Origin of the sequence: Thauera sp. 63 (assembly GCF_000310165.2) — a bacterium.
GTDB lineage: Bacteria > Pseudomonadota > Gammaproteobacteria > Burkholderiales > Rhodocyclaceae > Thauera > Thauera humireducens.
This window is the reverse complement of the sequence record NZ_AMXC01000007.1, coordinates 136,517-156,171: the sequence shown is the minus strand read 5'-3', so window position 1 is coordinate 156,171 and position 19,655 is coordinate 136,517. Positions and strand designations below refer to the sequence as shown.

Annotated in this window: 17 protein-coding genes; 10 read left to right on the top strand and 7 right to left on the bottom strand. The window is 62.5% G+C overall.

Translation table 11 applies throughout. The annotated features are described in order from the left end of the window. Positions 1–548: 548 nt before the first annotated feature. The gene (locus C664_RS20275; RefSeq protein WP_083483071.1) at positions 549–1,019 is read left to right on the top strand and encodes a hypothetical protein; all 471 of its coding nucleotides are present in this window, start codon (positions 549–551) and stop codon (positions 1,017–1,019) included. 39 nt (positions 1,020–1,058) lie between these two features. Here C664_RS20275 and C664_RS08740 read toward each other — a convergent pair whose 3' ends face one another. Further along, a complete protein-coding gene (locus tag C664_RS08740) occupies positions 1,059–1,862 on the bottom strand; it encodes a hypothetical protein (RefSeq protein WP_157354071.1) in 804 nt (267 codons plus the stop codon). 250 nt (positions 1,863–2,112) lie between these two features. Here C664_RS08740 and istA point away from each other — a divergent pair, with 250 nt between their 5' ends. Beyond that, entirely contained in the window at positions 2,113–3,639 is a 1,527-nt protein-coding gene (istA, locus tag C664_RS08735) for an IS21 family transposase (protein ID WP_004257771.1), read from the top strand. A gap of 42 nt (positions 3,640–3,681) precedes the next feature. Further along, a complete protein-coding gene (gene istB, locus C664_RS08730; protein ID WP_004257767.1) occupies positions 3,682–4,470 on the top strand; it encodes an IS21-like element helper ATPase IstB in 789 nt (262 codons plus the stop codon). 232 nt (positions 4,471–4,702) lie between these two features. Here the strand turns inward: istB and C664_RS08725 are convergent, their stop codons facing one another. Continuing rightward, complete coding sequence (locus C664_RS08725; protein WP_004257764.1) at positions 4,703–5,089, bottom strand: hypothetical protein; 387 nt, start codon at positions 5,087–5,089, stop codon at positions 4,703–4,705. A gap of 387 nt (positions 5,090–5,476) precedes the next feature. Between C664_RS08725 and C664_RS08720 the strand changes: the two genes are divergently transcribed. The 5 genes from C664_RS08720 (at position 5,477) to C664_RS08705 (ending at position 11,795) form a co-directional block, all read left to right on the top strand. After that, a complete protein-coding gene (locus C664_RS08720; protein WP_004257752.1) occupies positions 5,477–5,671 on the top strand; it encodes a hypothetical protein in 195 nt (64 codons plus the stop codon). 478 nt (positions 5,672–6,149) lie between these two features. After that, complete coding sequence (locus C664_RS21255; protein WP_083483070.1) at positions 6,150–6,602, top strand: HNH endonuclease; 453 nt, start codon at positions 6,150–6,152, stop codon at positions 6,600–6,602. Positions 6,603–6,956: 354 nt separating this feature from the next. Beyond that, positions 6,957–7,682, top strand: a complete 726-nt coding sequence (locus tag C664_RS08715; protein ID WP_198291503.1) for an N-6 DNA methylase — start codon at positions 6,957–6,959, stop codon at positions 7,680–7,682. Then, the gene (locus tag C664_RS08710; protein WP_004257743.1) at positions 7,679–9,262 is read left to right on the top strand and encodes an Eco57I restriction-modification methylase domain-containing protein; all 1,584 of its coding nucleotides are present in this window, start codon (positions 7,679–7,681) and stop codon (positions 9,260–9,262) included. Before C664_RS08715 ends, C664_RS08710 begins: the two co-directional genes overlap by 4 nt. Next, positions 9,255–11,795: a DEAD/DEAH box helicase family protein gene (locus tag C664_RS08705; protein WP_038011349.1), complete on the top strand. Its 2,541-nt coding sequence runs from the start codon at positions 9,255–9,257 to the stop codon at positions 11,793–11,795. Before C664_RS08710 ends, C664_RS08705 begins: the two co-directional genes overlap by 8 nt. 377 nt (positions 11,796–12,172) lie before the next feature. Here C664_RS08705 and C664_RS08700 read toward each other — a convergent pair whose 3' ends face one another. Continuing rightward, positions 12,173–12,640, bottom strand: coding sequence for a winged helix-turn-helix transcriptional regulator (locus tag C664_RS08700; protein WP_004257739.1), 468 nt, complete (start codon positions 12,638–12,640; stop codon positions 12,173–12,175). Between the two features lie 132 nt (positions 12,641–12,772). On the opposite strand from C664_RS08700, the gene C664_RS08695 reads away from it, so the two are divergent. After that, positions 12,773–14,083 (top strand): D-amino acid dehydrogenase, encoded by a 1,311-nt coding sequence (locus tag C664_RS08695; protein WP_004257736.1) that lies wholly within the window; start codon positions 12,773–12,775, stop codon positions 14,081–14,083. A gap of 126 nt (positions 14,084–14,209) precedes the next feature. After that, the gene (alr, locus tag C664_RS08690; protein WP_004257734.1) at positions 14,210–15,271 is read left to right on the top strand and encodes an alanine racemase; all 1,062 of its coding nucleotides are present in this window, start codon (positions 14,210–14,212) and stop codon (positions 15,269–15,271) included. Positions 15,272–15,322: 51 nt separating this feature from the next. Here alr and ccmI read toward each other — a convergent pair whose 3' ends face one another. From ccmI to C664_RS08670, 4 genes are read right to left on the bottom strand one after another with little or no spacing between them, the layout of a single operon-like run. Then, entirely contained in the window at positions 15,323–16,543 is a 1,221-nt protein-coding gene (ccmI, locus tag C664_RS08685) for a c-type cytochrome biogenesis protein CcmI (protein ID WP_004257731.1), read from the bottom strand. After that, positions 16,540–17,079, bottom strand: a complete 540-nt coding sequence (locus tag C664_RS08680) for a cytochrome c-type biogenesis protein (protein ID WP_004257728.1) — start codon at positions 17,077–17,079, stop codon at positions 16,540–16,542. The genes ccmI and C664_RS08680 overlap by 4 nt, the downstream gene beginning before the upstream one ends. Further along, positions 17,069–17,662: a DsbE family thiol:disulfide interchange protein gene (locus tag C664_RS08675; protein ID WP_004257726.1), complete on the bottom strand. Its 594-nt coding sequence runs from the start codon at positions 17,660–17,662 to the stop codon at positions 17,069–17,071. The genes C664_RS08680 and C664_RS08675 overlap by 11 nt, the downstream gene beginning before the upstream one ends. A gap of 18 nt (positions 17,663–17,680) precedes the next feature. Beyond that, a complete protein-coding gene (locus tag C664_RS08670; protein WP_004257722.1) occupies positions 17,681–19,654 on the bottom strand; it encodes a heme lyase CcmF/NrfE family subunit in 1,974 nt (657 codons plus the stop codon). Position 19,655 lies beyond the last annotated feature (1 nt).

Here is a 19,655-nt window from a genome sequence, read left to right as displayed (position 1 = left end):
ACATCGGAATGCCGGACAGCATGTCCTGCAAGTTACTGTTTAGATGCAGGAACCACGCGCAAGGCAAGATAACAAGACAGGAATAGCAGCAACCGACAGCTTGGTGGGCTCATGCGACCCATCCGGCACATAGGCAGAGAGCATACCGCCTCGCCCGGATGGCCGCTATCCGGATTGGACGGGCAGTGGCTGCTTCTGGCCGAGTGTGTGAGGTGGCGAGCGGCAGCTTCCGAGAGGCGAAACTCTCGGGAGACCCGTCCGGCTGATCGGCAGCTTTGCGGAAGCCTCTATGAACGCTGTGGGTCGGGTCGAGACGCTCGGGGGCGTTCGGCCTTGCCGCATCAATGGTGAAGGTCTCAGTCCGGCCAGAAGCTGCCAGAGAAAACACCAAAGAGCCTGTCGCTGGAGCGTCAGCTGAACTCGAAGAACTGTCTGACGGTGCTCTTACACGGTCTGAAAATTCATTGTCCAACTCTGTTATTACATCCAAACTTACAGCTTAAAATGCAACGGCCTGCAAATTGCAGGCGTCTAATCGGTTTTCATCCATGAGCACGCCTATCTTGACCGCCGCTGCATTTCAGAATGCAGCAATCGCCTGGGTCGAAACGCTTGAACAACAGGCTTTGGCAACTGGTCAGGCACTCGACGACCGCGAGCTCGCGCTGGCTGACCATGTGGGCGTGCGCTATCCAGAACGCATTCGGATACTCGAACTCGACGCCTTTCCGCAGCCGCCCGAGCCAGAACTGCATGCCGCTGCGCGGGCAGTCGGTTTGCTCGGGCCCGATACGGTGGGGCTAACCACGGGCTATGGGATCTTCTTGAGATGGGGATCCCGGGCTGATGCACGTGTGTTCTCTCACGAATGCCGGCACGTCTCACAATACGAGTCCGCAGGGAGCGCAGCAGCCTTTCTCAAGGAATACATTGGCCAGGTTCTTCAATTCGGGTACCGCAATTCGCCACTGGAGCAAGATGCGCGGGCGCATGAGCGCCTAGCGTTCTTGTCTTCTTGACGCCCCGGTCTGAAGTGCTGCAACCGCTTATAGTGCGATTTACTCTTCGTCGCTCAAATCTAGGTCCGCGAGCATCTTATCCAGATCTGCTGCATCGCTTTCGTCGATCTTGATCGCCTTCGTAATCCCATTGGGTCCGCAAACCGTACTCTGCTCTTCATCGTTGAGAGTGCGTGTCGCCTTGCCTGAGCGGATATCTACTTCAAAGCTGTTATCGACTTCAGCAAGATTGTTTCCACCCCCGAAGACGTCCTGTAAGACGTCAGAGTCCAGCACCTCTTGTACCTTGGCCGCCATGACTTCGTCGATGAGCCCGACCGGCTTGAAGACCAGGGCTGGGTAGGTCATGGTGTAGTCGAATCCGATCTTAGTGATGACAGCCGGGGGCAAGGCGCCGCGTTTCTTCAGTAGGTCGATGTACAGATCCCAACTAGTCAGCGAAGCTGCCGGAACGTCCAGGAGCATTACGTCGTTGATCTGACCCGCCGGGGCCAGTGCAAGACGCTTCTTGTCCGTACACGCCTTGTCTTTCTTAACTTCTCCGGCGACCTTCGGCCCTACCTCGTTGTGCCGGCAGGCTGCACACCTTTTGGCCTGCGGAGATCTTGCGTCGGCATCCGGAACAACACCATCGTTGGAGTAGCAGTCTGGCTTTTCGACCGAGTTATTCGCGGCGCCTTTGATGTAGTACGTCTTGGCGACACCGGGGTGCGCCTTCAGCACGATGACTTCAATGCTCGCGGCAGGTTCGCCGTCACTTTCCGGCTTGGTAACGAGGATCTTCTCATCACCGCGCTTGACGTGGAAAACCTTGCCTTTGATGCTGATGATGGGTATGCACACTGTCACCGACCGGCACATTAGAGCCAGTTGATGATCGGCACAATGGAGCCACCGCGTGATCGGCACATTGAGGCCAGTCCGTGATCGGCATATAGGAGCCAGTCGCGGATCGGCACATAGAGGCCAGCGCCGGATCGGCGTAATGGAGCCACTTCCACTCTGACGGACGTCTCGACCTTGAACGGTCCCTCGCTACCCTGCTGCCTTTTTGTTTGGCAGGAGGTAGGCGGTGGCCCGCAGGAGCATCGAGATGTACGAGTACCGCCAGGCCCTGATGCGCATGCGCCAGGGCGACTCCGAGCGCGAGATCGCGCGCTCGAAACTGATGGGGCGCAGCAAGGCGGCCCGGTTCCGCGAGCTGGCTCGCGCCCAGGGTTGGCTCGATCCTGAGCGGCCTTTGCCCGAGGACGCCGAGATCGCCGCCGCGCTCGGGCGGCCGAAGTTGCCGGTGACGGCCCAGTCCTCGATTGCCGCGTACCGGCCGCTGGTCGAGCAGTGGCTTGCACAGGGCGTCTCCGGCGTGGTGATCCACACCACGCTCAAGCGCGAGCACGGTTTTACCGGGCACTACTCGAGCGTGCGCCGGCTGATCGCGCAGATCGGCCGCGAGCAGCTGCCCGAAACGACGGTGCGCCTCACCTTCGCACCGGGCGAGGCCGCGCAGGTGGACTTCGGCGCCGGCCCCCACCTGATCGATCCGGCGACGGGCGAGACCCGCCGCACGTGGGCGTTCGTGATGACGCTGTGTTTCTCGCGTCACCAGTACGTGGAGTTCGTCTGGGACCAGAGCGTGCGCACCTGGCTGGGCTGCCACCGTCGCGCCTTCGAGTGGTTCGGTGCCGTGCCCGCGCGGCTCATCATCGATAACGCCAAGTGCGCGATCACCCGCGCGTGCATGCACGACCCGCAGGTGCAGCGTGCCTACGCCGAGTGCGCCGAGGGATACGGCTTCCGGATCGACGCCTGCCCGCCGCACGACCCGCAGAAGAAGGGCATCGTCGAGGCCGGCGTCAAATACGTGAAGGGCAACTTCCTGCCCACGCGCAGCTTCCGTGATCTGGCCGATCTGAACGCGCAGGCGCGCGAGTGGGTGCTGAAGGAGGCCGGGCTGCGCATCCACGGCACCACCCGCGCGCGCCCGCTCGACACCTTCGCCCTCGAGCGCAGCACCTTGCTACCGCTGCCCGAAGTGCCGCCGGACCTGGGCACCTGGCATGCGGTGACGGTGCATCGCGACTGCCACGTCAGCTTCGAGCGCGCGCTGTACTCGGTGCCGTTCGCGCTGGTGGGCAAGGCGTTGTGGCTGCGGGCGACCGACGCCGTGGTCACCGTCTATCACGACTTCAAGCCCGTCGCCACGCATGCCCGCGCGCGGCGTCCCGGCGAGCGTCGCACCGTCTCCGATCATCTGCCACCGGCCGCCCAGCGCTTCTTCGCGCACGACCGCAGCTGGTGTCTGCAGCAGGCCCGCGAGATCGGCGACGCCTGCGCGCAGCTGATCGGGCAACTGCTCTCAGACCGCATCAGCGAGCGCCTGCGGGCTGCCCAGGGCGTTCTCGCGCTCAAGGGCCAGTACGGCGCCGCGCGCCTCGAGGCGGCGTGCGAGCGGGCCATCGCCCACGACAGCCCGCACTACCGCACCGTCAAGACCATCCTCGCCGGCGGTCACGACCTCGCCCCGGTGAGCACGATCACCCCCGAGCCCTACGCCGGCCGTGCCCGCTTCGCGCGCGCCACCGCGTCGCTGTTCGAAGACGACGGCCCCACGTTCCACTGACCCGGGCGCAGCGCGCGCCCACTTCACCCAAGGAGCCTCACCATGAACCCCGCCACCGAACTGGCGCCGCAGCTCAAGCAGTTGCGCCTCTCCGGCATCCTCGACTCGCTCGACGCCCGCAACCGCCAGGCCATCGATGCCAAGCTCGCCTACACGGAATTCCTCGCCCTGCTGATCCAGGACGAGATCGCGCGGCGCGAGCAGAAAAAGTTCGGCACCCGGCTGCGCCGTGCGGCCTTCCGCGCCACCAAGACCCTCGAAGGCTTCGAGTTCGACCGGCTGCCCTCGACCAACCGCGCCCTGGTCCATGACCTCGCGACCGGGCGCTACATCGACGAGCGCGCCCCGGTGCTGATCGTCGGCCCCTGCGGCACGGGCAAGAGCCATCTGGCGCAAGCGCTCGGGCACTGCGCCGTGCGTCAGGGGCACGACGTCATCTTCGCCTCTTGCGCGCAGTTGCTCGCCAGCCTGAACGCCGCGCGTGCGGTCGGCACCTATGAGCGCAAGCTGCAGCAACTGGCCCGCGTGCCGGTGCTCATCATCGACGACTTCGGCCTCAAGCCGCTTCGCGCGCCCGCCGACGAGGATCTGCACGACCTCATCGCCGAGCGCTACGAGCGCGCTGCCACCCTCGTCACCAGCAACCTCGACTTCACCGAGTGGGATCAGGCCTTCCCCGGCAACCGGCTGCTCGCCTCGGCCACCGTCGACCGGCTGCGCCACAACGCCTATTGCCTCACGCTCGACGGGGCCTCTTACCGCGCCCCGCGACAGGGGCCGAATCGGGCGAAAAACGCCCTTGCCAGCACCCCGAAAAACATCGATTCTTGACCCCCCAACGACGTCCGTCAGAGCCCGGTTCGAGTGGCTTCTATATGCCGATCATCGGTGGCTCTATTGTGGCGGTCAGTGACAATGCACACCTGCTTCTTGCTATAAAAATCGTCGAATGACACCTTAAATGCATCGACAAGGAAGGAGGGGATTTCGCCAGACTCGGGAATGATGTTCGGCATTGGTTTCTTTGCCCTGTTGGGATAAAGAGTGCTTCAGAATCAATTTCTCATATACGGCGAACGCCAACAGTGACTTCACTTCTGTAGGTCACTCCTGGCGGGAGGTTGCCATTGGCAGCCTTGAACTCCTCGACCATTGCTTTGTTGACGCGGTCTGCAAAAAATGAAATTCGATTTTCAGTATCATCGAGTACCCAAGTAAAGAAGTCTTCTCGATTTGTGACGTACGCGCTTGTACGTATTGAAAGGTAAGCAGTGCCGGCATTGGTGTGGGCAGAATCGATGCCCGAGTTTTGGAAGGTCTTGAGGATGATGGCTTCCATTTTGTCCATCACGGCGTCGATCTTCACCACCTTCTCGTCGTACTGCTTTCTGAGCTGGGATTTCTTGTCACGCAGCTTGATGTAGTTGGCAACCAGTTCATCGAGGTTCACAGGGCTTCTCCTTGCTTGAATCTGAGCAGGTTTCACTGTAGGCGAAGGGGTTGTAGCTTCGATACGGTGGCCGACCGACCGGCTCTCGGTGAAGTCACATGCCCAGCGTGTTGCGGTTGAGGCGGAGCGCATCGCATCGCATCGTGATCATAGGTGCGCTTCACCGAAGCTGGTCAAGTGTGGCCTCAATAGTTTACATAACTCGACAGTCAACGCCTTGAGAGAGCATTAGGTCGGACAATAAAGCCATGGCATGCAGGAAAGCTTGAGAAACACGGGCAGGCGTGCCGAGGTAGCGGAGGTAGAGGAGTCTGAATGGTGCTCAACTGTCCGAAGTGGCGCCAATCTAGCCACCACGGTCACGAAGCAGCGGGAGGAAGAGTAGGTATGCAGAAAGACGAACCCACACGCGCGCAGCTCATGGCGGCGCATCTTAAGGCAGATCAGGATCGGTTGATCGAGAAGGGAGTGCTGCCCCCGAACATCGTGCGGCAAACGGCCAAGGCGGCGGACAAGGAAACGCCGGAGCAGCGCGAGCAGCGACGTGCCGCAATCGAGAAACTGCGGTCATTTCTAGACTGAGGGGGCGATATGGGAAGCAAGAGTAAGGCCGGCGGCCGGATATCCGGGCGGGTGGTACCTCTCACCCCCTCGAAGAACACCATGCTCACGCAGTTTTCAGATACGGCGCGACGGCTGGCAACGTGTCTCGATCTATCGGACGCTGAACGGGTAGCGCTCAAGATCATCGAAGAAAGATGCCGACGAGAGTTGGAGAAGCTGAAGAGGGCTGACGAGCAGATTCGAGAACGCGTGAAGTTGTGGGACGAGCACTATGCACGTAAGCGTACCGAGAGGATCGAACTTGCCCACCGAAAATCCGGTTTCACTAACTGGACGCCTCGAGCGCCGGGGAGTGCATTTAAGCCTAAGTGAGTTTTGAAGAAGCGCATAAAACGTGAAAGTAACGTCGCCCAGAGCGAAGGTCATTGTGCGAAAGAGATCTGCCTCTTGTTCGGCTTAGGTTGCGACTCAAGCTAAAAAGAAGAAGGAAAAGGAAATGCTATATCAGACCTGCAAGGACTGCGGACAATCTCTCCCGATGACCAGGGATTACTTCGGACAAACGCCAAGTGGTGGATTCAGGCGAAAGTGCCGTGCATGTATGCGCGCTCACGTAAAGGCATACGATAGTGCGAATCCAGAGGGGGCTGCGGCGAGAGCTAGGTTAAGACGGGAACGCGAGTATGCGGCGGGCGGCTCAGGATACACGGACAGAGATCTACAGAAACTTCGATTTAGGCTTGGTGATCGATGTGCATACTGCGACACTCCTCTTGGTGGAAGGGGGCACTTGGATCACATGACCCCAGTAGCCAAAGGTGGTCGTGACGATATTGATAACGTGACCTACTGCTGCGAATCATGCAATCAGGCAAAACATGCCAAGACGGTAGAGGAATACTTCGCGTGGCGTAGGGCTCGTAAGCTTCCTCTACGGGCAGGGCTGTGAGGGTTGACTATTAACCGCAGCATTCGATAGGGCCTCTTCATTGATTGAAAACTTTGTCCGACGTTTTCTAAGACAGCCGTGACTCTGCGACAGCTCCGCTCAGAAACCTGCCGATGGCCCACCGAGGCGGTGAATGTCTGTTTTGGGTTGGGTCGAGACGCTCGCAGGTCAGCTCAGCCAAGTTGGCCAGTGAGCTCGAGAGTGAAGGCCACGGTCCGGCCACAACCGGCCCGCGGCCTTCTGGCGGCCTACGGCTGCACAGGACCCTGAAGCCACCATTTGCGGAGTGGCACCTTCAATTAAGTAGTCGACAAGGTCCTACCGTTCTAATATCCGCCAAACGGCAGGCGCTCAATGCGCATCCAGCGCCGGGCGGAGGTCAGGCATAATGCAAGAGTTGTGATCCGTTACCACCTAAAACCTGTTACGCCCATGACACTTGTTAAGTCAAAACAACGCGTCGCTGATCATGGGGAGGTGTTTACCCCCGCGTGGATGGTCGACGCCATGCTCGATCTCGTCAAAGACGAATCGGAGCGCATTGACTCCCGCTTTCTGGAGCCGGCGTGCGGAAGCGGGAACTTCTTGGTTCGGGTCCTGCAACGCAAGCTCGCGACCGTCGAACTCAAGTATGGCAAATCGGACTTCGAACGGCGACACTTTGGGTTGTACGCGTTGATGTGCATTTACGGTATAGAACTGCTGGCCGACAACATAGCAGAGTGCCGCGCGAACCTGTTGGAGATCTTCGCGGAGTACCTGAATATTGAGGCGACAGACGAACTGTACCGAACGGCGTTTTGCGTGCTTTCGTGGAATCTCGTCCATGGCGATGCCCTGAAAATGCTGGCAAGCGATGGACAACCGATCACCTTTGCCGAATGGGGTTACCTCGGAAAAGGCAAGTTCCAGCGCCGTGACTTCCGCTTTGACATCCTCACGGGCATGTCGAACCATGTCGAACAAGGCTCGCTATTTGCCGAGCATGAAATCTTCACGCCAATGAAGACCTACCCACCGATGACCGTGCGCGAGCTTGCCAATCTGGCAACCGGCGACACTGCACAGGGGGAGGCATGAACGGGAAGGCTTCCTTCACGTTGCGCGGCCGCAACCCAGACGTGCTGACTTGCATTGCGAATCTCTCGAACGACGAAGTATTTACCCCGCCCGAGTTCGCCAACCGGATGCTGGATACACTCGCCGAAGCTTGGGCCGCCGGCCACGACGGCGCGAACATCTGGGCCGATAAGAAGGTGAGATTCCTCGATCCGAGCACTAAGTCTGGCGTATTCCTTCGGGAAATCACTCGGCGACTTACCAAGGGGCTCGAACGCGTAATCCCGAACCTTCAAGAGCGCGTAAACCACATCCTGACCCAGCAGGTCTTTGGGATTGGCATTACGCATCTCACTAGCCTGCTGGCACGCCGTAGCGTGTATTGCTCGAAGCACGCGAATGGGGAGCACTCCGTCGCCAGGGGCTTCGACAGTGATTCGGGCAATATCTGGTTCCACCGTACCGAGCACGCTTGGGCGAATGGTAAATGCGCCTTTTGCGGTGCCAATCAAGCGACTTATGACCGAAGCGAAGACATGGAAACTCATGCCTATGCCTTCATTCACACTGACGATATCAGAACTCGGGTTGCCGAGTTATTTGGAAGGGATATGCGGTTCGACGTGATCATTGGCAATCCGCCGTATCAGCTTGGTTCGGACGGCGGCACGCGCGATGTGCCGATTTATCAGCATTTCGTAGAGCAGGCAAAGAAGCTGGAGCCGCATTTCCTCACCATGGTAATCCCGTCCCGCTGGATGGCTTCTGGTCTTGGACTTAGCGAGTTCCGGCAAACGATGCTCGGAGATCGGCGGATGCGCGAACTCGTAGATTATCCGGCAGCAAATGATGTTTTTCCGGGGGTCGAGGTCAAGGCGGGCGTCTGCTACTTTTTGTGGGACGCGGCGCACAACAGCGACTGCAATGTCACGACTATTCGGGGTAGTGAGATTGTTGGGCCGATGGTGCGCAATCTCGGAGAGTACGACGTCTTTGTGCGGGATGGCCGCGCCATATCAATTCTGAGAAAAGTGCAGAAGCACTCAGAGCCGTCTATCAACACGATACTTGCACGTGACAAGGAGTTTGGGTGGACATCGAATTTCGACGGTTTCCATGAAACGGAGCGTGTCGGAGATTTACCGCTCTACTACATTCGCACGATGAAACGCAGTGTCGGCTATATCGGGCGGAAGGAAGTTACCAAGAGCGCGCATCTCATCGACACTTGGAAAGTTCTTGTTGCAAAAGCGTACAATGGGGGCGATGGCATTCCACATCAGATTTTGGGAAAGCCGTTGATCGCGCCATCACCTTCTGTTTGTACCCAGTCGTTTCTATTCTTTTCCGTTGATTCGGAAAAAGCGGCCAAGAGTCTTCAATCATATTACACTACCAGATTTTTTCGTTTCCTAGTGTCCTTGCGCAAGATCACTCAGGATGCGACACACGCTGCTTATACTTGGGTTCCGATCCAGAAGTGGGACCGCACTTGGACGGACGAAGCCCTTTACGAAAAATATAAGATCACCACGCAGGAGCAGGCGTATATCGAGTCTCAAGTCAGGGCGATGACTCTCGACAATGATGCAGATGAGTAAACCGACCACAGAGGAAATCCTCGCGCCCAAGCCGGAAGCGCGGCCGCGTATCTACGCATACTCGATTGCCGACGCTGCGCACAAGGGGCTTCTCAAGGTAGGACAAACCACGCGCGACGTGAAGCAGCGCGTCGCCGAGCAGCTTAAGACGGCTGCTATCAAGAACTATCGAATCGAAGTCGACGAGTTCGCTGAGTGCGAAGACGGCAGCATTTTTAGTGACCATGAAGTTCGCGCAGCGCTGGTTCGAAAAGGCTTCGCGAACGTAGAATTGGAATGGGTGCGCTGTAACGTCAATGATGTAAAAACCGTGCTGACCGAGTTGCGTAGCGGCCAGCGGTTCGCGGGGACGCATCACGAAACCTTTCCGATGCGCCGCGAGCAGGCCGATGCCGTGGACAAGACATTCGACTATTACCAGTCGATCTGGGCCGAAAACAAAGACGCCGCCCCGCGTTTCCTATGGAACGCAAAGATGCGTTTTGGCAAGACGTTCACCTCTTACCAACTGGCGAAGAAGCTCGGTGCCAAACGTGTTCTGGTGGTTACCTTCAAGCCCGCGGTCGAAGATGCCTGGCAGACGGACCTTGACTCCCATACGGATTTCAATGGCTGGCAGTACCTTTCTCGCTCGTCCGGCAGCGACCCGACACAGATCGACCGCAAGAAGCCTGTCGTCTATTTCGGTTCGTTTCAGGATTTGCTCGGCCGCGATGCTGCTGGCAACATCAAGGCCAAAAACGAATGGCTTCACACGGTGAACTGGGATCTTGTGGTGTTCGATGAATACCATTTCGGCGCGTGGCGTGATACCGCCAAAGAACTGTTCGAGGGTGAAGAGGAGTCCGTGGCGAAGAAGGAGGCCAAGATCGAATACGCCGAGGGCCTTACGGACATGAACGAAGACCTCGCCGTGCTCTCGGAGAAAGAAGCGGAGTTCTTGCCCATCACCACGCGGGCTTATCTATACCTTTCCGGCACACCCTTCAAGGCGCTAGCAACCGGTGAGTTCATCGAGGAACAGATTTTCAACTGGACCTATACCGATGAGCAGCGTGCCAAGGAAGCCTTCGCAGCTACGAATCCAGGGAAACGGAACCCTTACGGCGCACTGCCGCAAATGCGTTTGCTGACGTACCAGATGCCCGATGAACTGCTGGCGATTGCGAGCGGCGGGGAGTTCGACGAATTTGACCTCAACGCTTTCTTTGACGCATCGGGGTCTGGCAAAGCGGCAACCTTCAAACACAAGAGCGATGTGCAGAAGTGGCTGGACATCATTCGCGGCGGCTACACGGTCAAATCGGTCGAGCATCTGAAGATGGGTACGCGGCCGCCGTTTCCGTATTCCGACGTGCGTTTGCTGCCTTACCTGCAACATTCATTCTGGTTTCTGCCCAGTGTTGCTGCCTGCCAAGCAATGGCGAATCTGCTGGCAGAAAAGCACAACACCTTCTGGCATGAGTACACGGCAATCGTGGCGGCGGGTGCGTCGGCGGGTATCGGGCTAGAGGCGCTGCCACCTGTACGCAAGGCAATCGGTAGCGGGTTTGAGACCAAGAGCATCACGCTCTCCTGCGGAAAACTGACCACCGGTGTGACCGTGCCACAGTGGTCGTCCATCCTGATGCTGCGCAACCTCAAGTCGCCAGAAACCTACTTTCAGGCGGCGTTCCGCGTGCAATCGCCCTGGTCCATCAAGAATCCCAACGGCGACAATCCGAACGAGGAGGAAATCCTCAAGCCGGTCTGTTTTGTGTTCGACTTTGCGCCGACCCGTGCCCTGCGGCAACTCTCTGAGTACGGCATCGGCCTATCGCCAAACGAGCCGAACCCAGAGAACGCCGTCAAGGATCTCGTCGCATTCCTACCCGTACTGGCCTACGACGGCGCGAACATGACGCAGATCGACGCGGGCGGTATTCTCGACATCGCGATGGCGGGAACCTCGGCCACGCTGCTGGCGCGCAAGTGGGAGAGTGCCCTGCTGGTAAACGTGGATAACGACACGCTCCGGCGCATCATGGACAACCCCGAGGCGATGGCCGCTGTGGAGCGCATCGAGGGCTGGCGCGCGCTGGGCGACAACATCATCGAAACCATCATCAACAAAAGCGGCAAAGTCAAGGATCTCAAGAAGAAGGCGAAGGACAAGGATTTGTCGGCCGTGGAGAAGAAGGAACTCTCCGAGGAGGAAAAGGAATATAAGTCCAAGCGCAAACTGGTGCAGGAAAAGCTGATCAAGTTCGCTACCCGCATTCCGGCGTTCATGTACCTCACAGACTTTCGCGAGAATACCCTCCAGGACGTGATCACCAAGCTGGAGCCGGATTTGTTTCTTGCGGTCACCGGTCTGACGGTGCAGGACTTCCATCTGCTCGTCCGCCTCAAGGTGTTCAACACCGAGCAGATGAACCAGGCTGTTTTTGCCTTCCGTCGCTATGAAGATGCGTCGCTTCGTTACACGGGCATTGAGAGCCACGAGGGGCTGACCCACTACGGTCTTTACGACACGGTGGTGGCGAAAGATTGATGGATTAAGGGAAATGGCTTTGGGGAGTGGCTTGCCGAAGGTCGACATTCTCTCTGGCGCCGCAAGGGCAAGTACGAACGATGCTGAGGAGACTGCTCTGACGTAGGCAGGAGTGGAACCGACCGCCCACGTACAACTTCAACGGCGGTCGGTTTCGGAACGGCACGTGACCTGAAAATATAAATATGCATTCAAATGCATATTTATACTCTTACGAAAATCGTAGTATTACCAAAGAACTTAACCTACTCACACACACCTGCGATTCTCTTTGAGCCTAATATAAAGGTTCGATTCCCTTCACCCGCTCCACCTGAATTCAAGCAGAAGGGCCAACCCAAAGGTTGGCCCTTCTGCTTTCCGCCCCGCAATGCGCGTCAAGGCTCTGGTGGCAGGTACAGGCTCTCCTTCACCTCCTCCATCACCACATAGCTGCGCGATTCGGTCGCGGACGGCAGCTTGAGCAGGATGTTGCCGAGCAGGCGGCGGTAGTCGCTCATCTCAGCGATGCGGGCCTTGATCAGGTAGTCGAAGTCGCCCGACACGAGATGGCACTCCATCACTTCCGGAACGTAGGCCAGCTCCTTCTTCACCCGGTCGAAGGTGTCGTTGGACTTGGCCGACAGCTTCAGCTCGACGAACACCAGCAGCGGCCGTCCAAGCGCACGCGGATCGACGCGGGCGTGATAGCCGGTGATGATCCCCTCGCGCTCGAGACGGCGCACGCGTTCGGTACACGGTGTCGCCGACAGGCCGACGCGCTGCGCCAGCTCCGTCATCGACAGGCGGCCTTCCTTCTGCAACAGGTCGAGGATCTTGCGGTCGATTCGGTCGAGCTCGCGCATTTCGCTGTTCCGGCGAGAAAACGGCACTGCAGACCCTATTTTTCACTGCATGACTGCCGTTTATAAGTGAAACTCCCTGCACACGCTTGCCTAAACTGCGTACATCCAACGTCATTCAGGCAAGAGGCAGCCATGCATGTGATCGTACTCGGAAGCGGCGTCATCGGCACCACCACGGCGTGGTATCTCGCCCAACGCGGCGCGCGCGTGACCGTGCTGGAGCGCCAGCCCGGACCCGCCCTGGAGACCAGCTTCGCCAACGCCGGCCAGGTCTCGCCCGGCTACTCCACGCCCTGGGCAGCGCCTGGGATTCCGCTGAAGGCGCTGAAATGGCTGTTCCAGCGCCATGCCCCGCTCGCCATCCGCGCCGACGGCAGCCTGTTCCAGCTGCGCTGGATGACGCAGATGCTCGCCAACTGCAGCGCCGAGCGCTACACGGTGAACAAGGAACGCATGATGCGGCTGTCCGAGTACGCGCGAGACTGCCTGCGCACGCTGCGCGCCGATACCGGCATCGCCTACGAGGAACGCAGCCGCGGCACGCTGCAGTTGTTCCGCACCCAGGCCCAGCTCGAGGCGGCGCAGCGCGACATTGCGGTGCTGCAGGAGTGCGGCGTGCCCTACGAACTGCTCGGCGCTGACGAACTGCCGCAGGTCGAACCTGCACTCACCCGCAGCCGCAGCCCGCTGGCCGGCGGCCTGCGCCTGCCCAACGACGAGACCGGCGACTGCCACCTGTTCACCACCCGGCTCACCGAGCTTGCCCGCCAGGCCGGCGTCGAGTTCCGCTTCGGCGTGGACATCCGCGAGATCCTGACCGGTGGCGGCGGCGTGATCGGCGTGCGCGTCGGCGACGGCGAACACAGCGAGGTGCTGGCCGCGGACCGCTACGTGCTGGCGCTCGGCAGCTACTCGCGCCAGATGGCGGCCGGCCTCGGCCTGGACCTGCCGGTCTATCCGGTGAAGGGCTATTCGCTGACGGTGCCGCTGGTCGACGCGGACGGCGCACCGCAGTCGACGGTGCTGGACGAGACCTACAAGGTCGCGGTGACGCGCTTCGACGATCGCATCCGCGTTGGCGGCATGGCCGAGCTGGGCGGCTACGATCTGCGCCTGAACCCGCGTCGGCGCGAGACCCTCGAGAGGGTGGTCGGTGACCTGTTCCCGACCGGCGGCAACCTGCCGCGCGCCGAGTTCTGGACCGGGCTGCGGCCGATGACGCCGGACTCGACTCCGATCGTCGGCGCCACGCCCTACCCCGAGCTCTTCATCAACACCGGTCACGGCACGCTGGGCTGGACGATGTCCTGCGGTGCCGGCGCACTCGTCGCCGACCTCGTCACCGGCCGTCAGCCGGCAATCCGCCACGACGACCTGGCCCTGAGCCGCTATGGCCGCGAGGCGACGCGCCGTGCGACCGGGCTGAGCCTGTCGCCCGCCTGAACCCGAGGCAGGCGCGCAACGCACCCATCGGGCGCGACGGCTCCGGCTGCCGCACCCGGTGGGTGCGTTGCAGCGCCGCCCGCTTCGGCGCACCATGTTGCGCCTCGCCCCTGCCGGAACCTCACGATGCGTCCTGCCCGCGCCCTGATCGATCTTGCCGCGCTGCGGCACAACTACCATCTCGCGCGCGCCCGCCATGGCGCCCGCGCCCTCGCCGTGGTCAAGGCCAATGCCTATGGCCACGGCGCCGTGCGCTGCGCCCAGGCGCTGGCCGACGAAGCCGACGGTTTCGCCGTCGCCTTCCTCGGGGAAGCGCTGGAACTGCGCGAAGCCGGCATCACCCATCCGATCCTGCTGCTCGAAGGGGTGTTCGATGCCACGGAGCTGGACGCGGTGGTTCGCCACGCGCTGTGGATCGTCGTGCATCACGAGGCGCAGCTGCGCATGATCGAGACGACGCCGCTCGCGCGGCCACTGAACGTGTGGCTGAAGGTCAACAGCGGCATGAACCGCGCCGGCTTCGTCGGCGATGCGGTCGCCGAAGCCTGGCGGCGTCTTCAGGCAAGCGGAAAGGTCGCCGACATCACGCTGATGACGCACTTCGCCCGTGCCGACGAGCCGGAGGTCATCGCCACGCCCGCCCAGGTGGAACGGTTCAAGGCCGCCACCGCCGGGCTGCCCGGCAGCCGCAGCCTGGCCAATTCGGGCGCCATCCTCGGCTGGCCGCAGGCACGCGGCGACTGGGCGCGTCCCGGCATCCTGCTTTACGGCGCCGACCCGATGCCGGGCGAAGGCAATGGCCTGCAGCCGGTGATGACGCTGGAGAGCGCGGTGATGGCAGTGCGCGAGATCGACGCCGGCGAACCGCTCGGCTATGGCGCACGCTTCGTCGCCGAGCGCCGCACGCGCGTGGGCCTGGTCGCAATGGGCTACGCCGATGGTTATCCGCGCGTCGTCCCGGACGGCACGCCGGTGGCGATCGACGGCCGGCCGGGACGTCTCATCGGGCGCGTGTCGATGGACATGCTGACCATCGACCTCACCGGGCATCCGGACGCCGGCCTCGGCAGCCGGGTGGAACTGTGGGGACGGCAGGTGCCCGTCAACCACATCGCGACAGCGGCGGGCACGATCGCCTACGAACTGTTGTGCAACGTGAAGCGGGTGCGCTTCAACTATATCGGCTGACGAACCGGGCGTGCATCGCGGCCCGCCGGATCCTCGCGACGCGCCTGCGCCTTATTCGCGCACGCGGTCGATACGCAGGCTGACGCCGCTGGCGTCGGTGGCAACGGGTCCGCTCAGGCCTTCCAGGTCGCCGCTGCGCGCCATGGCATCGCCGCCCTTGGACACCCGGGCGCCAACGATGACACGCTCGGGCAACACGGCGTCGCCCATCATCAGGCTTGCGCCCTCGAAGCTGAAATCGCGTGGCAGCTCGCTGCCCTTGAAGCGCAGCGCCGCCAGCGGCGGGCCGCCTGCCTCGCCGCGGGCGAACACGAACACCGCATCGTCGGGGGACAGCCGCTCGACCAGGGCCGGATCGACCTCCAGACGGCCGGACAGCTTCAGGGTTGCGGTCGCCGCCGGTGCGGCCGCGGCTTCGTCCAGCGGCGCCATGCCCGCCTTGGCGCGGGCGTCGTTGATGCTGGCGCGGATGCCGCGCGCCACGTCCTCGCCCGGCGGGATACGCGCAAGGATCTTCTCCCAGTGCGCGGCCGCGGCAGCGTAGTCCTCACGCTGGTAGGCGGCGGTGCCGGCCAGCGCGAGCGCCTTGGGATGTTCGGGCGCAATCGCCAGGGCCTTCTGCAGCAGCTCCTCGGCTTCGCCGACCACGGTGCCCTTCATGGCAGCCACCACGTCGGCCCAGTCGGCATAGACGTCGGGCTCCTCGGGCGCGAGCTTGGCCAGCTTCTCGTAGGTCGCCGCCGCCTTCGGGTAGTCCTCCAGCACCAGATAGGAGCGTGCCAGCATCATCCAGCCTTCGACGTTGTCGGGCTCCTGCTGCAGGCGCGCTTCGAGCTTGCCCACCATGTCGGCGATCTCTTCCGGCGAGAAGCCCTGCTGGCCAGCGACATTGGCGGGGTCGAGCCCCGCCGGCGTGCCGAACACCAGATAGCCCGCAACCGCCAGCACCGGCACGCTCAGCCCGAGGCCGAGCGCCCAGCGCCGCTCGGGGCGCGCATCGGCCGTTTGGGCGCGCTCGGCCGCCGCCTCGCCTTCCTCCAGCGCGCGGCGCTCGAGTTCCTCCCGGCTCTGGGCATGACTGGCGGCGTCGATGCGACCCGCGGCCAGCTCGGCGTCCAGTTCAGCCAGCTGCTCGCGCAACACGGTCAGCGCCATGCTGCTCTGCGCCGCCTGTTCGCGCTGCGCACGCCCGGCAGCGCCGAACAGCGGCGGCAGGATCCAAAGCAGGGCACCGGCCAGCAGCAGGCCGGCAAAGAAGATGAAGGCGGTCACGAACGGGACTCCGGAGATTCAGAAGAAGGCTGGGCGGCACCGGCGAGCAGTTCGCGCGCGCGCTGGCGCTCGGCCTCGCTCAGGTGGCCTGCGGCGGCGAGTTCGCTCGCACGGCGGCGCAGGCGGTAGGCCAGCCAGCCCGCACCGCCCACCAGCAGCAGCACCGGTCCGCCCCACAGCAGCAGGGTGGTGGCCTTGAAGGGCGGCTCGTAGAGCACGAAGTCGCCGTAACGGGCAACGAGGTAATCGACCACGTCGTCCTTGCTGCGGCCGCTGGCGAGCTGCTCGCGCACCTGGTCGCGCAGGTCGAGGGCCAGCGGTGCATTGGATTCGGCGATGGACTGGTTCTGGCACACCAGGCAGCGCAGCTTGTGCGACAGCTCCATCACGTCGGCCTCGAGCTGCGGGTCGGGTGCCACCGCCGGCGCCATGCCGGGATCGGCTGCCGGCTGCTGTGCCATCGCCGGCAGTGCGGCGCCGAGCAGCGCCGCCAGCGCCAGTGCGCGCAGCGCCCTGGGGAAACGCTCAACCGGCACGGCGGACCTCCTCGATCTTGGGCAGGATCACCTGCTGCAGGCTTTCCGGCGTGATCGGGCCGATGTGCTTGTAGCGGATGCGGCCCTCGGCATCGATCAGGAAGGTCTCGGGCACGCCATACACGCCGAAATCGATGCCGACGCGGCCATCGATGTCGAGCACCGACAGCACGTAGGGGTCGCCATGATCGGTGAGCCAGCGGCGGGCACGCTCGATGGCCATCGCCGTCTCGGCCTCCAGCGCCATGCCGCGCGCGTTGATCGCGCCGTCACCGCGCACTTCCTTGTAGTTGAGGCCGACCACCGGCACGATCTTCTGGCGGGCCATCTGCACCAGCAGCGGATGCTCCTGGCGGCAGGCCACGCACCACGACGCCCACACGTTGAGCAGCCAGACCTGGCCTTTCATCTCCTCCAGCGCGAACGGTCTGGCGGGATCATCGAGCCGGGCGAGGCTGAAGTTGGGCGCGGGCTTGTCGATCAGCGGCGAAGGCACCTCGCGCGGGTTGAGGGTGAGGCCGAAGGCTAGGAAGCCCGCCAGGCCGATGAAGAGGAGCAGGGGAACGAGGAATTTCGCTTTCATGTGAGGACTTTCGCGCGCTCAGGCGACGCGCTGGTTGGCCGCCACCGTCGCGTCGCGCGCGGCCAGACGACGGTAACGACGATCGGCAGCAGCGAACACGCCACCCAGGCCCATCAGGGTGCAGCCCAGCCAGATCCAGCTGATGAAGGGTCTGTAGTACAGGCTGACGATCCAGGTGCCGTCCTCGATCTGCTCGCCGAGCGACACATACACGTCGCGGAACGCACCGATGTCGATCGAGGCTTCGGTCATCGGCATGCCCTGTGCAAGATACATGCGCTTCTCGGGCGTCAGCGTGGCGATGGCGCGGCCGTCGCGGGTCACGTCGATGGTGGCGCGCGCGGCGTCGTAGTTGGGACCGTCGGCATCCTGCACGCCGCGGAAGGTGAAGGTGTAGCCGGCCAGTTCGGCGCGCTGGCCGTTCTGCATCTTCACGTCGAGGTTGGCATCCAGGCTGCCCACCAGCGTCACGCCGATGATGAAGACGCCCACCCCAAGGTGGGCCAGCCACATGCCCCACCACGACGCGGTGATCGCGCGCAGGCGCGCCCCCATGCCGGCGCCCGCGCGCTCGGTGATACGACCGGCCAGCAGCTGGATGCTGGCCAGCACCACCCAGGCGGCCAGCGCCAGGCCCAGCACCGTGCGCCAGGTGACGTGATCGACAGCATAGGCCGTACCCAGGCCGATCAGCACGCTGGCGATGAAGGCGGGCGCGACCTTGCGCACCGCGGCGGAGAGGTCGTCATCCTTCCAGCGCAGGAAGGGTCCGAACATCATCAGCACCACGACCGGCGTCATCAGCGGGATGAACACCGCCTCGAAGTACGGCGGGCCGACGGAGATCTTTCCCATGCCCAGCGCGTCGAGGAACAGCGGATACATCGTGCCCAGCAGCACCGAGGCCGAGGCCACCGACAGCAGCACGTTGTTGCCCAGCAGCGAGGTCTCGCGCGACACCAGGCTGAAGCTGCCGCCACCGCCGAGCTTGGGCGCGCGCCACGCATACAGCAGCAGCGACACGCCGATCACGATGACCAGCAGCGCCAGGATGAACAGGCCGCGCTTGGGATCGGTGGCGAAGGCATGCACGCTGGTGATGACGCCCGAGCGCACGATGAAGGTGCCGAGCAGCGACAGCGAGAAGGCCGAGATCGCCAGCAGCACCGTCCAGCTGCGGAAGGCGCCGCGCTTCTCGGTGACGGCGAGCGAGTGCATCAGCGCGGTGCCGAGCAGCCAGGGCATGAAGGAAGCGTTCTCGACCGGGTCCCAGAACCACCAGCCGCCCCAGCCCAGCTCGTAGTAGGCCCAGCCCGAACCGACCGCAATGCCGGCGGTGAGGAACACCCAGGCCACCGTGGTCCAGGGACGCGACCAGCGCGCCCAGGCGGCGTCGAGGCGACCGGTGAGCAGCGCCGCGATGGCGAAGGCAAAGGCGACCGAGAAGCCCACGTAGCCCATGTAGAGCAACGGCGGGTGGATGATCATGCCCGGGTCCTGCAGCAGCGGGTTCAGGTCTCGGCCCTCGCCCACCGCCGGCAGCAGGCGGTCGAAAGGGTTGGAGGTGACGAGCAGGAAGGACAGGAAACCGACGCTGACCCAGCCCAGCACGCCCAGCACGCGGGCGACGAAGGCCTCGGGCAGGTGGCGCGAGAACACCGTGACGGCCACCGTCCACAACGACAGCGACATCGCCCACAGCAGCAGGGAGCCTTCGTGGTTGCCCCACACGCCGGTGATCTTGTACATCAGCGGCGTGGCGCTGTGCGAGTTGCTGGCCGCGAGCTGCACCGAGAAATCGCTCTGGATGAAGGCCCAGGTCAGGCAGACGTAGCTGACCAGGATGAAGAAGAACTGCCCCTGCGCCGCCGGGCGACCGACGGCCATCAGGGCGAAGCGGTTGCGGCTGGCGCCCACCATCGGCACCACGGCCTGCACCAGGGCAAGCACCAGCGCGAGGACGAGGGCGAAATGTCCGAGTTCGGGGATCATG

Bases quoted from the DNA above. Each gene is read 5' to 3' on its own strand.
- C664_RS20275 (WP_083483071.1), top strand. From the start codon at position 549: ATGAGCACGCCTATCTTGACCGCCGCTGCATTTCAGAATGCAGCAATC.
- C664_RS08695 (WP_004257736.1), top strand. From the start codon at position 12,773: ATGCATGTGATCGTACTCGGAAGCGGCGTCATCGGCACCACCACGGCG.
- C664_RS08715 (WP_198291503.1), top strand. From the start codon at position 6,957: ATGCGCATCCAGCGCCGGGCGGAGGTCAGGCATAATGCAAGAGTTGTG.
- C664_RS08705 (WP_038011349.1), top strand. From the start codon at position 9,255: ATGAGTAAACCGACCACAGAGGAAATCCTCGCGCCCAAGCCGGAAGCG.
- C664_RS08720 (WP_004257752.1), top strand. From the start codon at position 5,477: ATGCAGAAAGACGAACCCACACGCGCGCAGCTCATGGCGGCGCATCTT.
- alr (WP_004257734.1), top strand. From the start codon at position 14,210: ATGCGTCCTGCCCGCGCCCTGATCGATCTTGCCGCGCTGCGGCACAAC.
- C664_RS08710 (WP_004257743.1), top strand. From the start codon at position 7,679: ATGAACGGGAAGGCTTCCTTCACGTTGCGCGGCCGCAACCCAGACGTG.
- C664_RS21255 (WP_083483070.1), top strand. From the start codon at position 6,150: ATGCTATATCAGACCTGCAAGGACTGCGGACAATCTCTCCCGATGACC.
- istB (WP_004257767.1), top strand. From the start codon at position 3,682: ATGAACCCCGCCACCGAACTGGCGCCGCAGCTCAAGCAGTTGCGCCTC.
- istA (WP_004257771.1), top strand. From the start codon at position 2,113: ATGTACGAGTACCGCCAGGCCCTGATGCGCATGCGCCAGGGCGACTCC.
- C664_RS08670 (WP_004257722.1), bottom strand. From the start codon at position 19,654: ATGATCCCCGAACTCGGACATTTCGCCCTCGTCCTCGCGCTGGTGCTT.
- C664_RS08700 (WP_004257739.1), bottom strand. From the start codon at position 12,640: ATGCGCGAGCTCGACCGAATCGACCGCAAGATCCTCGACCTGTTGCAG.
- C664_RS08675 (WP_004257726.1), bottom strand. From the start codon at position 17,662: ATGAAAGCGAAATTCCTCGTTCCCCTGCTCCTCTTCATCGGCCTGGCG.